Raw genomic sequence first — 15,014 nt, 5'->3', positions numbered from 1 at the left:
GGGCGCCGGGGTGGCAGGCTGGCGTCCATGACCGTTGTTGCTCATGACCGTGTGTCCGAAGTCCTCGCCTCCGTGCCCACCGGGCTGCTGATCGACGGCGCCTGGCGCGACGCGTCGGACGGCGGCACGTTCGCCGTCGAGAACCCGGCGACCGAGGAGGTGCTGGCCCACGTGGCGTCGGGCACCGCCGACGACGCCCGGGCCGCGATGGACGCCGCCGCCACGGCGCAGGAGTCCTGGGGGGCGACCCCGGCCCGCGAGCGCGCGGAGATCCTGCGCCGGGCGTTCGGGCTGGTGCAGGAGCGTCGCGAGGAGCTGGCGCTGCTCATGACGCTCGAGATGGGCAAGCCCCTGGCCGAGGCGCGGGGCGAGGTCACGTACGGCGGCGAGTTCCTGCGGTGGTTCGCCGAGGAGGCCGTGCGCGACACCGGCCGGTACGCGCACACGCCCGAGGGCACGTTGCGGATGCTGGTCCAGCAGCGCCCGGTAGGCCCGTGCCTGCTCATCACGCCGTGGAACTTCCCGCTGGCGATGGCCACCCGCAAGGTGGCCCCGGCGGTGGCGGCGGGCTGCACGATGGTGCTCAAGCCCGCGCGGCTCACCCCGCTCACCTCCCTGCACTTCGCGCAGCTCATGCTCGACGCCGGGCTGCCCGCGGGCGTGCTCAACGTGCTGCCGTCGGCGTCGGCGTCGTCGGTCAGCGGGCCGATCATGGCCGACCCGCGGCTGCGCAAGGTCTCGTTCACCGGGTCGACGCCGGTCGGGCAGGGCCTGCTGCGCGACGCCACGCAGAACGTGCTGCGCACGTCCATGGAGCTGGGTGGCAACGCCCCGCTGGTGGTCTTCGAGGACGCCGACCTCGACGTCGCCGTCGACGGCGCGATGGCCGCCAAGCTGCGCAACGGCGGCGAGGCGTGCACCGCCGCCAACCGGTTCTACGTGCACGAGTCGGTGGCCGACGAGTTCGTGGCGCGCCTCGCCGAGCGCATGCGCGGCGTGGTCGTGGGCAACGGGCTGGACGACGGCGTCACCCTCGGCCCGCTCGTCGAGCCGAAGGCCGTCGACTCGGTCGAGGCGCTCGTCGCGGACGCCGTCGAGCGGGGCGCCGAGGTCGTCGTCGGCGGGTCCCGGGTGGACGGTCCGGGCCACTTCTTCCAACCCACCCTGCTGCGCGACGTGCCCGCCGACGCCCGCTGCATGCGCGAGGAGATCTTCGGCCCGGTCGCGCCCGTCGCGACGTTCCGCACCGAGGACGAGGCGGCGGAGCTCGCGAACTCCACCGAGTACGGCCTGGCCTCCTACGTCTTCACGGCCGACGTGCGCCGCGGGCTCGCGTTCGCCGAGCGGCTGGAGTTCGGGCTCCTGGGGCTCAACGTCGGCGTCATCTCCAACGCGGCGGCGCCGTTCGGCGGGATGAAGCAGTCCGGCACCGGGCGCGAGGGCGGCTTCGAGGGCATCGCGGAGTACCAGGAGACCCAGTACGTCGGCATGCCGCTGTAGTGCCCGGCGGCGGGCGTCAGGCCGTCCCGCCGGGGGCGCCGCGGAGCGACGTCGGCCGGTAGAGCGTGCCCAGGCCGCCGGAGATGGTGGCGAACAGGCCCGCGACGGCGCCGCCGACGGCGGTGACGGTCTGCGCGGAGTCGGGGGCGACCGCGGCGGCGATGGACGAGGCCGCCGTGGCGAGCGCCCCGACGACGAGCGCCACGATGTACGCGTACGTGCGCACGTGCGGCGACACCATCGGGTGACCGGCGGGGCTGGTCATCGGCTCCGTGGTCGGCACGTGGGTGGTCGGCACGGGCGCCGAGGGCGCAGACGTCGAGGGCGCAGACGTCGAGGGCGCAGGCGTCGACGACGCGGGGGACGACGTCGTCGACGGGAGCGCGGGGGCCGGCAGCGTTGCCGGGAGCGACGACGTTTCGATCGCGGACATCGGACGTCTCCTGGTTCTCGTCGGTGAGGATGCCTCTGCAGAGAACGACGGTGCGGGACGGCGGTCTGATACGTCGCTGTTCCGGTCGTCGTCGATCCGGCCGTCGTCGTTCCGGTCGTGGTCGTTCCGGTCGTCGCGGGGGCGTGTGTCCACTGGTGCGTGCCCGGGCGGGTGCGTCAGGGTGTCGGGTATGGCGAGCAACGAGGTGAAGTTCAAGATCGACGTCCCGGGCGACCTGGAGGCGGGGGTCCCGGCCGACTTCGCGTCCCTGTGGCACACGTCGACGTCGTTCGTCATCGACTTCGTGGCGGCGACCAAGCCGCCGCAGCCGGTCACGGACCCGTCGACGGGCGCGGTCACCGGGCGGGTCGTGCCCGGACGCGTCGTGTCGCGGGTGCGCATCCCCCCGCAGCAGGTGTTCGAGCTGGCGCGGGCGCTCACCCAGCAGCTCGACGCGTGGGAGCGGGAGACGGGCAAGAAGGCCGACGGGAGCGAGTGACCCGCCCGCCGGGCCGTCCCGCGCGGCCGCACCGGTGAACCTCCCCTTCGAGAACGCCCTCGCGGACGTCTCGCGAGCCTGAGACGTCCGCGAGGGCGTTCTCGAAGGGCTACAGCACCCGTTCGGGCCGCGCGAGGATGCCCGGCACGAGCCGGGTGCAGAGGGCCGCGGCACCGCGCACCGCCAGAAAGCCGGCCGCGAAGACGGCCAGGGCGGTGACGATCGCGACCGGCTGCACGAAGATCGCGAAGCCGACCAGCGGGAACAGCAGCACGGCCGCGCACAGCGCCGAGCCGCCGGCGACCATCCACAGGGCCGACATCACCGCGCGCCGGGCGGCCTCCGCCATCACCGTGCGCGGCACACCGAGGCGGTCCAGCGACACGTGGACCGCGGCACGGTCCAGCGTCGCCGCGGCCTGGTTGATGCCGACCGAGCAGGCCACCATGAGGAACGACCCGGCCACCGTGACCAGCACCCCGGTCGAGATGTCGTGCATCAGCCAGCGCTCGTCCGCGGGCATCGACGCGTCGTCGGAGACGGCCGCCATCGCCAGGCCCACGGCGCCGAAGACGCCGACGAAGCTCGTCATCGCCACGCCGCTGACCTGGCGCCACGCCGTCTTCGGGTCCTCGAGGATCATGCGCGCGGCCAGGAGTCGTGGCACGGTCTGCGCGCGCTTCGCCTGGCGTCGTGCCCGGACGCGCACGAACCAGGGGCCGAGCGCGTCGAGGGCGAGCAGCATGCCGCCGAACGCCGCAGCCAGGGCCGCGATCACCGCGACGATCCCGCCCAGCTGGCCCAGGAGCCCGAGCGCCTGCGTCAGCCCGAGGCCCACGACGAGCACGACGACGGCGACGACCACCCGCACCCAGTGCGCGGTGCCCGCCCGCTGCCGGGTGCGGACCCCGAGCGGCGTCACGACGACGGCGCGCAGACCGGCCACGGCGCTCGCGGCCGCGAGCAGGGTCACGCCGGCGACGACGAGCGGCAGCCACCACCACGGCACCCACATCTGGGAGCCGATCGCCGCGCCCCGGAAGTGCAGGAGCCCGACGAGCGGCGCGGTCGCCGCGTAGAGGACCAGCCCGAGCAGCGACCCGAGCAGCGCGGTGACGGCGGCCTCGAGCACCGTCAGCGCGGTGACGGTCCCCGTGGTCGCGCCGAGCAGGCGCAGCGAGGCGAGGCGCTCGTCGCGTCGCCGGGCCGCGAGTCGGGCGGCCGACGCCCCCACCGTCGACAGCGGGACGAGCAGCAGCACGCAGGCGATGACGGCGAGCGACTCGTAGGTCGACGCGAGGTCGTCGTCCCACCGGAAGAACGCCTGCGCCCCGCCGAGGACCAGCGTCAGCAGGGCGGTCACGACGGCAAAGCTCACGACCGGCAGCCCGGTGGCGAGCCGGTCGCCGTCGCGCCGCCTGGCGAACAGCGGGGCGAGCCGCCAGGCGGTGGCGAGCGACCCCGCCGGCCGGGCCCCGGGGACAGCGGCGTTCATCGGGCGGCCTCCTGCACGGAAGCCGCGGGGGCGACCCGCGCAGTGTCGGACACGACGCGCCCGTCGCGCAGCACGACGGTGCGCCCACAGCGGCGGGCCACGTCGGCGTCGTGCGTCACGACGACGAGCGTGCGGCCGGCGACCACCGCGGCCAGCAGGAGGTCGAGCACCTCGACCGACGTGGCGGAGTCCAGGGCGCCGGTGGGCTCGTCGGCGAAGATCAGGCGGGCGCCGGTGACCTGCGCGCGGGCGATCGCCACCCGCTGCGCCTGCCCACCGGACAGCTCGCCGAGCCGGCGCTGCTCCATCCCGCCGAGGCCGAGGTGGACGAGCCACTGCCCGGCCTCCGTCTCCGCCTGCGCGCGTGGGACCCCGGCGAGCATCCGGGCCACGGCGACGTTCTCCAGCGCCGTCAGCTCGTTCAGCAGCAGGCCCTGCTGGAAGACGAACCCGAGCTCCTCGCGGCGCAGCCGCGCGCGCCCGTCGTCGTCCAGGGACGCGACCTCGACCGGCCCGGCACCCGAGGCGAAGGTCACCGAGCCCGCCGTGGGGCGCAGGATCCCGGCGAGGCAGTGCAGCAGGGTCGTCTTGCCCGAGCCGGACGCGCCCATGATCGCGACCGACGTGCCCGGCGCGATGTCGAGGTCGACGGCGTCGAGGGCGGGGGCGGCCCCGCCGGGGTAGTGCATGGTGAGGCCGCGAGCGCGGAGCAGAGAGGTCATGCCACCCACGGTGCCGCCGGGCCGCCCGCCGCGCGTCGGCCCGCGAGCGGATCCCGCCCGGGCCCAGGTCCCCCTCAGGTATGACCCGACCTCGGGGTCACCCCGGTCCGCGGGCTCGAGGGGGCGGCCCGGCGTCCCGCGGTCAGGCGGCGCGGGCCGCCACGCCGAGGTCCGCGACGAGCGCGTCGAACGCCTCGTCCCAGCCCGAGCGGTCGCGCAGGCGCAGGAGGGCGGAGGGGTGCGTCGTCACGACGACGCGGGCTCCCGGCCGCGCGCCCCCGTCGGGGGCCTCGAGCACCTGGCCCCGCACCTCGCCGATCCGGACCGCCCGGCCGAGGACGGCGCGCGCGGCGGTCGCGCCCAGCGCCACGACCACCCGCGGGCGCACGACGGAGAGCTCCGCGCCGAGCCAGGGGAGGCAGGCCCGCACGTGTGCGACGTCGGGGGTCTTGTGCAGGCGCCGCTTGCCCCGCTCGACGTTCCGGAAGTGCTTGACCGCGTTCGTGAGGTAGACGCGGCTCGCGTCGAGGCCGGCGGCTTCGAGCGCGTCGGCGAGCACCCGGCCGGCGGGGCCGACGAACGGCTCGCCCTCGCGGTCCTCGCGGTCGCCGGGCTGCTCGCCCACGAGCGCGACGTCGCCGTCCGGCGGACCCGACGAGAACACGACCTGCGTCGCGTCGTGCCACAGCTCGCAGCCGCGGCAGCCGTGCGCCGCCTCGGTGAGCTCGTCGATGCCGGCGCCGTCGGGCACCCAGCGTGCGGCGCCAGGGCGGTCGGGCGTGCTGCTGGCGGTAGAGGTCATCAGGCGGAGACCTCCGTCGGAGTGCGCGGTCGGGACGGGTGAGCCCCGCCAGGATGGCGTGGCAGGTCGATGCTCGCGCGGCGTGGCAGCCACCGGGTGCGTCCGCGCGCGCCCGGCCCGGCCTGCGGTGCTCGCCGGGGGCGGTTCGCGGACGGTTCACGCGGATGCCGCGCCGATAGGCTCGACGCCATGGCTTGGAGCTTCGGTCGTCGTCGGCCCACCACGTACCTGCTGGGCGAGCCGGTCGACCCGTACCCGGCGCAGGCGCCCGAGGCGCGGCGCGGACGCGTGCTCCGCATCACCGAGATCGGGGAGCCCGTGCTGCACACGCCGTGCCGCACGGTCGACGAGTTCTCCACGCCGGAGCTCGCCCGGCTGATCGACGACCTGTTCGCCACGATGGAGAACGCCGAGGGCGTGGGCCTCGCCGCCCCGCAGGTCGGCGTCGACCTGCGGGTCTTCGTCTACGACCTCACCGACGACCGGGGCGACCGGCACGTGGGGCACGTCGTCAACCCGGTGCTCGAGGTCGACGACGACGCCGCGCGCGAGACCGAGGACGAGGGCTGCCTCTCCGTGCCCGGCGCCTACGAGCCGCTGGAGCGCCCGGGGGGCGCGACGGTCCGCGGCGTCGACCAGCACGGCGGGCCCGTGCAGCTCACGGCGTCGGGCTACCTGGCGCGCTGCTTCATCCACGAGGCGCAGCACCTGGACGGCACCCTGTACTGGGACCACCTGTCGCCCGAGCTGCAGGCCGACGCGCTGGAGCAGCGCGACGAAGAGCGGCCGCACGTCCTCGCCGGGCGTCGCGAGATCGCGATCGAGCTCGGCAAGAAGCCCGCCGACTACCCCGAGGCTCCCGCCGGCGGTCGCTGACCGCTCAGCCCGAGCGGCGCCAGGCCCGCCACAGCGCGACGGCGCCGGCCGCCACCGCGCCGGCCGCCACGAGCAGGCCGGCCGCCGCGCGCCAGACCGTGCCGCCGGGGCCGTCGTCCGCCGTCCCGGCAGCGACGTCGGACTCGCGGGCGGGCGCGTCGTCGCGCGTGAACGAGTCCAGGAGGCCGCGGCCCTGGGCCACGGCGACGGAGCTCGCCGACGTCGCCGGGCTCGGCGTGGCGGACGGCGACCCGGACGCGGTGGGCGACGGGCCGGCGGAGGGGCTCGGCGACGGCGTCGCGGAGGGCGTGGGCGAGACCGAGGGCTCCGGCGTCGCCGTCGGGCCCGGGCTGCTCGTGGGCGAGGCGCTGGGCGTCGACGGGGTGTCGGTCGCCGTGGGCGCCGGGTCGGGCGCGGGCGTCGTCTCGCTCGGAGAGGGGGACGGGGCCGGGTCGTCGTCGCTCGAGCGGGGGGTGCAGACCGACGCGGACGAGTCCTGCCAGGTGCCGACGCCCGGAACGCGCACCCACGAGACGCAGTAGCCGCCCGGGAGCGCGTCCGCGGCCCCGGAGAACGGCACCCACCCGGCGTCGTCGTGGATCGGCTCGGTCAGGCGCACCGTCGGGCCGCGGTCGTGGCCGCGCACGCGGTACTCCACCATGCCCGAGGTGTCCGCCTGCGACGGCGGGAACGCGGCCCCGTACGCGCTCACCCACACCTGGACGTCGTCGTCCGCAGTCGCGGCGAGGGGCGGCGCGGCCGCGACGAGACCCACGGCGGCCACGGCCGGGAGGATCGCCCGGGCCACGGGACTCACGGCGCGCACGGTGTTCTCGCGTGACCTCTCGTCGTCGGGCCGGTGGTCCGGCGGGCGGGTCACATCGTAGGGCACGCGCGAGTCGGCTCTGGGCGTCTCCGCGTCGGCGTCCCGGCCGGTCAGAGCGTGTGCACCCAGTCCGCGACGGCGGCCGCGACGTCGGCGTCCTTGCCGCGCACGTCGTGCGCGCCGGGCAGGGTCACGAGGGTGACGGGCCCGGGGATGGTCGCCGCGTGCTCGGCCAGCTCCTCGGGGGAGCCGAACGGGTCCCGGTCGCCGGAGACGAACAGCACCGGCACCTCGAGCTGCGGCAGGTGCTCGACGCGCAGCCTCTCGGGCTTGCCCGGCGGGTGCAGCGGGTAGCTGAGCAGCACCAGCCCGGCGGCCGGCAGCCCCTCGGCCACCGCCATCGAGCACATCCGCCCGCCGAACGAGCGGCCGCCCAGCAGCAGCCGGTCGGTGCCGACCCCGATCGAGTCCGCGAACCGGCCCGCCTCCTCGCGCAGGTGCGCGATCGCGACCGGCGGCCGGTCGGGCACCTTCTTCCCCGCGAGCCGGTACGGGAAGTCGACGCGCCGGCTCGGCACGGTCGGGGTCAGCGCGTCGAGCGCGTGCTCGACCGCGACCAGCGTGTGGTGGTCCCGGCTCGCGCCCGCCCCGGGGGTCAGCAGCAGTCCGGCGGGCCCGGACGTCGGGGGCGTGGTCATGGGCCCATTGTGCGGGCCGCCCAGGACGGCGGCGACCGGCGCCGACGGCGACAGGCGAACCTCGACCGCGCGCCGTCGAGCGCGGTCCGAATCCCGACCGCATGACGGCGAGTGGTGGTCGGATGCCGACCGCGTGACGGGATTGCCGCGGCGTGGCCGTCGTCACACGTCGATCGTTCGCGCAGGTCATGCCGCGGAGGCGGTCCTCGGCGGCGCCGGGCGGTCGATTACATCGTTTACCCTCGATGGCGCGGCGTCGACGCCAGATGCCGACCGGCCCAGTGCAGGAACCCGGAGGAACCCCGATGACGGACTTCGACATGAAGGACGGCCAGGTCACGATCAACCCGATCGTGCTGCAGCGCGCGGACCCGTGCGTGCTCCGGCACGACGGGACGTACTACTTCACGGGCTCGCACCCGCGCTACGACCGGATCGTGCTGCGCCGCGCCGACCGGCTCGAGGACCTGCAGTCCGCGCCCGAGGTGACCATCTGGCAGCGGCACGCCGACGGCCCGCAGTCGCAGCTGATCTGGGCCCCCGAGATCCACCGCGTGAACGGCGCCTGGTACGTCTACTACGCCGCCGCCCCGGTCGACCACGGCACCGTGGACGCGCCGAGCGAGAACGAGACGTTCAACCACCGCGTCTTCGTCCTGGAGAACACCGCGGACGACCCGTTCGCCGGCGAGTGGGTCGAGCGCGGGCAGGTCGACACGGGCTGGGAGTCGTTCGCCCTGGACGCGACCTCGTTCGTGACGGGCGGCGAGCAGTACCTGGTCTGGGCGCAGCAGGACCTCACCGTGCGCGGCCACTCGAACCTCTACATCGCGCGGATGGAGAAGCCGTGGGTGCTCGCCACCCCGGCCGTCGAGCTGACCCGCCCGGAGTTCGACTGGGAGACCAAGGGCTTCTGGGTCAACGAGGGCCCCTCGGTCCTGGTGCGCGACGGCCGCGTCTTCCTCACCTACTCCGGAGCCGCTACGGGCATCGACTACGCGATGGGCCTGCTCACCGCCGACGCCGGCGCCGACCTCCTCGACCCGGCGTCGTGGACCAAGAGCCCCGAGCCGGTCTTCGTGAGCGACCCGGCCGCGGGCCAGTACGGCCCCGGCCACAACTCGTTCACCGAGACGCCGGACGGCGACGCCGTCCTCGTCTACCACGCACGCACCTACACCGAGATCACCGGCGACCCGCTGTGGGACCCGAACCGGCACGCCCGCGCACAGGTGCTGCCGTTCGACGCCGACGGCAACCCCGTCTGGGGCACCCCAGTCCCCGACACCCGCCCCACCCCCACCTCGACCGAGGTCCTCCCCGCCGACGGAGAGTTCTGATGAGCACCACCACCGCCCCCGCCGCGAAGCCCCGCGCCCGGGACTCGCTGAAGAAGCTCGCCTTCTGGAACTACGGCGGCCTGTTCTTCTTCTACTTCGCCAGCTGGCAGCTGGTCTTCACGTTCCTCGCGCCCTGGCTCAAGGACCAGGTGGGGATGAGCGAGGGCAACATCGGGCTGCTGAACTCGATGATGGCGCTCACGGCCCTGTGCCTGCAGCCGTTCTACGGCTACATCCAGGACCGGCTCGGGTTCCGCAAGAACCTCTTCGTGTTCGTCGTCGTGATGGGCGCGCTGATGGGGCCGTTCTTCGCGTTCGTCTTCCCGCCGATCGTGGCCTTCAACCAGGTGGTCGGCGCCGTCGTGGGCGGCATCTTCCTGTCCCTCGTGCTCAACTCCGGCGTCGGCGTGGTCGAGGCGTTCAACGAGCGCGGCTCGCGCGCCAACGGCTTCGAGTACGGGCACGTGCGCCTCTTCGGCTCCCTGGCGGGTGCGACCGCCTCCTTGGTCGGCGGCTTCATCTGGGCGGCCAACCCGGACAGCATCTGGTGGGTCGGCACGTTCTCCGCGGTCGTGCTGGGGGCGCTCCTGTTCGCGGCCCGGACCCCGAGGGCGGCCGGGGAGGCCGCCCCCGCCGCCGGGGAGACGACCCCGCGGCCCAAGGTCTCGAAGGACACCGTCAAGCAGCTGCTGCGCAACCGCTCGTTCGTCGGGTTCATGATCCTGATGTTCGGCACCGCGGCCCTGTACGACGTCTTCGACCAGCAGTTCGCGATCTACTTCGGCGAGCACGTCGTCGGCAGCCTCGACCCGCAGGTGCTCTTCTCCCGCGTCGTGTTCGTGCAGATCCTGCTCGAGGCCGCCGTCATGGTGGTGATGCCGTTCATCATCAACAAGATCGGCGCCAAGCGCGGCCTGCAGATCTTCGCGCTCGTCCTCGTGGTCCGCGTGGTCGGGTCGGCGCTGTTCACGTCGACCGAGGCGCTCATCCTGTGGCGCCTGCTCGCCGCGATCGAGATGCCGCTGATGCTCGTCTCGGTGATGAAGTACATCACCCGCATGTTCGACGTCCGGATCTCCGCCACCGCGTACATGGTCGGCTTCAACACGGCCAAGCAGGTCGGCGTCTTCATCTTCTCGTGGGTGTTCGGGCTGTCCTACGAGGCGATCGGGTTCTCCACGTCGTACCTCGTCATGGGGGTCGTGGTCCTCGCCGTCCTGGTGGCCGCGAGCTTCCTGATGCGCGACGACCGCGGCCGGCCGGACCCGGTCGGGGCTGCCGCCGACCCCGGGTCCGCGGGGGCGCTCTCGCACTGACGCGCCCCCACCCGGTCGCCGAACAGGCGGTTGGCACCGCCACCGAGCCCTCGGGGGCGCGATGACGGTGTCAACCGCCTGTTCGGCGCCGGGCTGTGGGCGTCGGGCTGTGGGCGTCGGGCTGTGGGCGTCGGGCTGTGGGCGTCGGGCGGTGACGGCGGCCCGGTGCCAGAGTGGGCGCATGATCGCCTCGCCCGCCGCGCGGGCCCTCGCGCGCGCCTCCAGGTCCGTCCACCCGGGCCTGGTCGCCAGGTCCCTCGCGCTCGGCCTCGCCGCCGGCTCCCGCGCGACCCTCGGTCTCGCCGCCCCGGTGCTGGGCCCGGTCCCGGCACCGGGCCCGGGCGAGCCGGCCGCGTACGCCCACCGCCCGCCCGGCGCCGTCCGCGTGGTCGCCACCCTGGCCGTGCTGGGCGAGCTCGTAGGTGACACGCTGCCGACGGCGCCCAGCCGGCTGGAGCACCACGGCACCGAGGTGCGGGCCGCGAGCGGCGCCGCCGGCGCACTGGTGCTCGCCCGACGTCGCCGCGCGACGCCGGGCACGACCGCCGTCGCCGTGGCCGCGGGGGCGGCCGGCGGCGCGGTCGCCACGGGCGCCGGGGCGGCGTGGCGGTCGGCCTTCGCGCGGCGCGGGTGGCCGGACCTGCCCGCGGCGCTCGCGGAGGACGTCGTCGCCCTCACGCTGGCGGCGTGGGCCGTCCGCCGCTGACTCCGGCCGTCCGGCGATGACGGCTCCCGCCGTCCGGCGCTGGCCGGGTGACGGCGCGGCACCGGCGTTCATGCCCCGCCGGTCGTGCCCCGCCGGACGTGTCGCCGCACCGTCGGGCGCGGCGTCGGCGAGAGTGGGGGCCATGCAGCTGGTCTCGGGGTTCCTCGGCGGGCTCGTCGCGTTCGCGGCGACCGTCGCCATGCTGGTGCTCCTCGCCGCGACGGCGCGGCGGGTCATGGGGGCGCCGGTCGGCTGGGTGCGCGCCGGCGTCGTGTCGTTCGCCGGGCTCACGGCGGCGTCGGCGGCGCTGACGGCCGGGATGCGGGCCGCGGGGTGGGCCCGGGCGGACGGCACGCCCACGGTGGAGCCGTGGGTCGCGCTCGTCGCCGTCGCGCTCGTCTTCGCCTGGGCGTTCGTGCTGGGGCTGTGCGTGCTCCTGGTGCTGGAGCTGCTCGTGCCGACCGGCTCGCTGCCGAGCCCGTGGCGCGCCGCGCGCGGGCTGCGGCAGGGGCGCCGGGAGACCCGCCGCTACGCGCAGGTCGTGGCGATCGGCGTGCGCCACGGGCTCGGCGGCGCGTTCCGCGGGGGAGCGCGCCGAGCGGACGGCTCGAGGTTGTCGCGGGCAGAGACGGACCGGTTCGCCCTCGGGCTTCGCGACACCCTCAGCGACGCGGGCGTGACGTTCGTGAAGTTCGGCCAGACGCTCTCCACCCGTCGCGACCTGCTGCCCCCCGCGATCACGGACGCGCTCGCCACGCTGCAGGACGACGTCCCGCCCGCGCCGTGGGCGCAGGTCGAGCCGGCGGTCGTCGCGGCGCTCGGGCGGCCGGTCGACGAGGTGTTCGCGCGCTTCGACCCGGAGCCGATCGCGTCCGCGTCCGTGGGCCAGGTCCACGGGGCGCGGCTCCTCGACGGGCGGGAGGTGGTCGTCAAGGTGCAGCGCCCGGGCGCCCGCGAGCAGGTGGAGGTGGACCTCGCCATCCTGGGGCGCCTGGCCCGGCGCCTGGAGCGCGACACCGCATGGGGCCGGGCCTGGGGCGTCGTCGCGCTCGCTGACGGCTTCGCCGCCTCCCTGCGCGAGGAGCTCGACTACACCGCCGAGGCGGAGAACACGTTCGCGCTGCGCGCGGCCCTGGACGTGCGCACCGACGACGACGGCGCGTCGCAGGGCCCGCTGGTCGTCGTGCCGGACGTCGTCGCCGGGCCGTCGGGCCGCACCCTGCTCGTGCTGGAGCGGCTCGACGGCGTGCCGGCGGGCCGCGCGGCGACGCTGCTCGCGTCGTCGTCGGCCGGCGACCGTGCGGAGCTGGCGGAGCGTCTGGTGCGCGCCACCCTCGAGCAGGTGCTCGTCGCGGGGACGTTCCACGCCGACCTGCACCCGGGCAACGTGCTCGTCATGCCGGGCGGGCGCCTCGGCCTGCTCGACATGGGGTCGGTGGGGCGCCTCGGCGAGCCGGAGCGGATCGCCCTCGGCGCGCTGCTCATGGCCGTCGACGGCGACGACGCGGTCGCGGCGACCGACGCGCTGCTCGAGCTGCTCGAGCCGCCCCGCGGGCTCGACGTGCGGAGCCTCGAGCGCGCGATCGGGCAGCTCGTGCTGCGGCTGCGCTCCGGGGCGGGCACGGAGGCGGCGTTCGCCGCGCTGCTGCGCACCGTGCACGACGCGGGCGTCGCCGTCCCCCCGCAGGTTGCGGCCGCGTTCCGCTCGTTCGCCGCGCTCGAGGGCACGGCGCGCCTCCTCAGTCCCGGGTTCGACCTGGTCGCGGCGGCGCGCGACCAGAGCCGCCCGCTGCTGTCCCGGCTCGTCACCGTGGACGGGCTGCGGCGCAAGGCCACCCAGCAGCTCCTCGGCTTCGCGCCCGAGCTCGAGCGGCTGCCGCGGCGCGTCACGCGCATCGTCGGCGACCTCGAGCAGGGCCGGTTCACCGTCACCGTCCGGGCGCTCGCCGACTCCGACGACCGCGCGTTCCTCACGGGCCTGGTGCAGCAGGTGGTGATGACGCTGATCGCCGTGGCCGCGCTGGTCGCGGCGGTCGTGCTGCTCACCTCGGAGGGGCCCGTGGTGGGCGAGGGACTCCGGCTGTACCCGCTGCTCGGGGCCGGGCTGGCGTTCGTCGGCACCGTCCTGGTCGTGCGGGTGCTCGTGTTCGCATTCCGCGGTCCCGGGCGCCGCTGACGGCCCGGTCCTGGTGAGGGGGCGGTCAGCCCGCGGCGACGAGATCTTCCCACTCGCCGGCGTGGGGGTGGCGCGGGCACAGCGCGAGGAGAATCTCCAGGGTCGCCACGTCGGCCCCGGCCGCCGCCACCGTGCTCGCCGCCTCGGGGCTGACCTCGGCGCACCGCGTGTAGGCGTCCACGAGCGCGCTCGGGTCGACCTGACCGCCGTCGGGGCTGATCGTGGACCGCGTCGCGAACTCGGCCGCGGTGGCCCAGGACCGCTCGCCCGTGAGCTCGCCGGTGCACGACCGGCGGACGTCGGAGGACCACACCTCACCGAAGTCCGGCTCGTCGGTCCGGTCGACGGAGAAGTGCGTGGTCTCGCGGTACTCGTCGTCCCAACAGTCCAGCTCCAGCGTCCCGGCGCTCTCGTCGGTCGCGGACGCGCTCGGCTCGGACGTCGAGTCCGAGGCCACGAACGGGCTCCCCACCGAGCAGCCGGCGAGGACGCCCGCCATGACGAGGGCGCCGAGCGCGGCGGGAACCGCGCGGCCGCGACGGGTCGACGGGACGGGGCGTCGCTGCACGGGACCTCCTGGTGGACGGGCCGCACGCCGCGACCATCGGGCGTCACGCTAGCGGCAGGTCGGGGGCGGCGCGCGCGGTCCGCCACGGCGGGTCGCGTGGTGTCTTCCCTGGTCACGACCGCGCGGACGGCGTCGGCCGACCCGGCGAAATCAGCCCCGGCGAAATCAGCCCCGCACGACGGTCACCGGGCAGGGGGAGAAGTCCAGCACCTGTCGGCTCACCGAGCCGAGCAGGAGCCGCTCGAAGCCACCCAGCCCGCGGGCGCCGACCACGAGCCGGTCCGCGGCCCCGGCGGCGGCCACGAGCACCTTGGCGGCCTGACCGTGCACCACGCTCCGGTGCAGCTGCCCGGCCGGCAGGTCGACGGCGGCCGCCCGCACGGCCGCCGACAGCGCCTCGGTGGCGAACTTCTCGTAGTCGTCGATCGGCGGCGCCCAGCCCCACGACCCGGGCAGCGGCGCGAGCGTCGTGATCTGCCAGGCGAAGACCGCCTCGAGCTCGGCGCCCGTGCGGCGCGCGATCTCGGCGCCGTGCCGCAGCGCCGCGACGCTCGGCGGCGAGGTGTCGACGCCGACCACGACGCGGCGGGGCCGCGACGCGGGGGCCGGGGCTCCCTCGGGCGTGATGGTGCCGTCGGCCGGGTCGGTCGGGTCGCCGTGCCGCACCACCGTGACCGGCACGTGGGCGTGCTCCACGACCGTGGTGGAGACCGAGCCGAGCACCCGCCGGCCGAGCCGCGCGCGGCGTCGTCGGCCCAGCACGAGCATGTCCGCGTCGGCGCCGGCAGCCTCCAGCAGCGCGTCGGCCGCCGGCCCGGAGACGACGCACGCCTCGCTGGCGGGCGTCAGGCCGGTGCGCTCCCGCGCGCGGTCGAGGGAGTCGCGGACCTGCGCCTGCTCGGCCTCGTCGTGCGCCGCGTCGCCGCTGCGCCCGCCGGCGTGCGTCACGAGGACGGCGGTGAGCGGTGCCTGCCGGCCGTCCGCCTCGCGCATCGCCCAGTCCAGGGCCTCGTCGGCCTCCGTCGAGCCGTTCACCCCGACCACGATGCCGCGCATC

At 75.6% G+C, this 15,014-nt stretch carries 15 protein-coding genes; 7 read left to right on the top strand and 8 right to left on the bottom strand.

The window, feature by feature from the left end; genetic code table 11:
- The first annotated feature begins 27 nt into the window (after positions 1-27).
- Positions 28-1,500: an NAD-dependent succinate-semialdehyde dehydrogenase gene (locus tag ABD254_RS06115; protein WP_344246639.1), complete on the top strand. Its 1,473-nt coding sequence runs from the start codon at positions 28-30 to the stop codon at positions 1,498-1,500.
- Positions 1,501-1,516: 16 nt separating this feature from the next.
- On the opposite strand, the gene ABD254_RS06110 is transcribed toward ABD254_RS06115, so the two are convergent.
- Complete coding sequence (locus tag ABD254_RS06110) at positions 1,517-1,765, bottom strand: hypothetical protein (RefSeq protein WP_344246637.1); 249 nt, start codon at positions 1,763-1,765, stop codon at positions 1,517-1,519.
- 358 nt (positions 1,766-2,123) lie between these two features.
- On the opposite strand from ABD254_RS06110, the gene ABD254_RS06105 reads away from it, so the two are divergent.
- Positions 2,124-2,432, top strand: coding sequence for a DUF3467 domain-containing protein (locus ABD254_RS06105; protein WP_344246635.1), 309 nt, complete (start codon positions 2,124-2,126; stop codon positions 2,430-2,432).
- Positions 2,433-2,541: 109 nt separating this feature from the next.
- Here the strand turns inward: ABD254_RS06105 and ABD254_RS06100 are convergent, their stop codons facing one another.
- The 3 genes from ABD254_RS06100 to ABD254_RS06090 all read right to left on the bottom strand — a co-directional run bounded on the left by ABD254_RS06100 (position 2,542) and on the right by ABD254_RS06090 (position 5,451).
- Positions 2,542-3,927 (bottom strand): FtsX-like permease family protein, encoded by a 1,386-nt coding sequence (locus ABD254_RS06100; protein ID WP_344246633.1) that lies wholly within the window; start codon positions 3,925-3,927, stop codon positions 2,542-2,544.
- Complete coding sequence (locus tag ABD254_RS06095) at positions 3,924-4,649, bottom strand: ABC transporter ATP-binding protein (RefSeq protein ID WP_344246631.1); 726 nt, start codon at positions 4,647-4,649, stop codon at positions 3,924-3,926. The genes ABD254_RS06100 and ABD254_RS06095 overlap by 4 nt, the downstream gene beginning before the upstream one ends.
- A gap of 142 nt (positions 4,650-4,791) precedes the next feature.
- Positions 4,792-5,451 (bottom strand): UdgX family uracil-DNA binding protein, encoded by a 660-nt coding sequence (locus ABD254_RS06090; protein WP_344246629.1) that lies wholly within the window; start codon positions 5,449-5,451, stop codon positions 4,792-4,794.
- Between the two features lie 189 nt (positions 5,452-5,640).
- Between ABD254_RS06090 and def the strand changes: the two genes are divergently transcribed.
- Positions 5,641-6,327 carry a peptide deformylase gene (gene def / locus ABD254_RS06085; protein ID WP_344246627.1) on the top strand — a complete coding sequence of 229 codons (687 nt, stop codon included), beginning with the start codon at positions 5,641-5,643 and terminating at the stop codon, positions 6,325-6,327.
- Positions 6,328-6,331: 4 nt separating this feature from the next.
- Here the strand turns inward: def and ABD254_RS06080 are convergent, their stop codons facing one another.
- A complete protein-coding gene (locus ABD254_RS06080; RefSeq protein WP_344246625.1) occupies positions 6,332-7,144 on the bottom strand; it encodes a hypothetical protein in 813 nt (270 codons plus the stop codon).
- Positions 7,145-7,263: 119 nt separating this feature from the next.
- On the bottom strand, positions 7,264-7,851 hold the full coding sequence (locus ABD254_RS06075; RefSeq protein ID WP_344246623.1) for an alpha/beta hydrolase family protein: 588 nt from the start codon (positions 7,849-7,851) through the stop codon (positions 7,264-7,266).
- Between the two features lie 305 nt (positions 7,852-8,156).
- On the opposite strand from ABD254_RS06075, the gene ABD254_RS06070 reads away from it, so the two are divergent.
- The 4 genes from ABD254_RS06070 to ABD254_RS06055 all read left to right on the top strand — a co-directional run bounded on the left by ABD254_RS06070 (position 8,157) and on the right by ABD254_RS06055 (position 13,389).
- The gene (locus ABD254_RS06070; RefSeq protein ID WP_344246621.1) at positions 8,157-9,191 is read left to right on the top strand and encodes a glycoside hydrolase family 43 protein; all 1,035 of its coding nucleotides are present in this window, start codon (positions 8,157-8,159) and stop codon (positions 9,189-9,191) included.
- On the top strand, positions 9,191-10,507 hold the full coding sequence (locus tag ABD254_RS06065; RefSeq protein ID WP_344246619.1) for an oligosaccharide MFS transporter: 1,317 nt from the start codon (positions 9,191-9,193) through the stop codon (positions 10,505-10,507). Before ABD254_RS06070 ends, ABD254_RS06065 begins: the two co-directional genes overlap by 1 nt.
- A 181-nt stretch (positions 10,508-10,688) precedes the next feature.
- Complete coding sequence (locus ABD254_RS06060; RefSeq protein ID WP_344246617.1) at positions 10,689-11,213, top strand: hypothetical protein; 525 nt, start codon at positions 10,689-10,691, stop codon at positions 11,211-11,213.
- A 142-nt stretch (positions 11,214-11,355) separates the two neighbouring features.
- A complete protein-coding gene (locus tag ABD254_RS06055) occupies positions 11,356-13,389 on the top strand; it encodes an ABC1 kinase family protein (protein ID WP_344246615.1) in 2,034 nt (677 codons plus the stop codon).
- 25 nt (positions 13,390-13,414) lie between these two features.
- On the opposite strand, the gene ABD254_RS06050 is transcribed toward ABD254_RS06055, so the two are convergent.
- Together ABD254_RS06050 and ABD254_RS06045 are read right to left on the bottom strand one after the other, a co-directional pair.
- Positions 13,415-13,957, bottom strand: a complete 543-nt coding sequence (locus ABD254_RS06050; protein ID WP_344246613.1) for a hypothetical protein — start codon at positions 13,955-13,957, stop codon at positions 13,415-13,417.
- Positions 13,958-14,122: 165 nt separating this feature from the next.
- Positions 14,123-15,013 carry a universal stress protein gene (locus ABD254_RS06045; RefSeq protein ID WP_344246611.1) on the bottom strand — a complete coding sequence of 297 codons (891 nt, stop codon included), beginning with the start codon at positions 15,011-15,013 and terminating at the stop codon, positions 14,123-14,125.
- Position 15,014: the final 1 nt, after the last annotated feature.

The organism is Isoptericola hypogeus, from assembly GCF_039531145.1.
GTDB classification, from domain to species: Bacteria; Actinomycetota; Actinomycetes; order Actinomycetales; family Cellulomonadaceae; genus Isoptericola; species Isoptericola hypogeus.
This window is presented reverse-complemented; position numbering and strand designations above follow the sequence as displayed.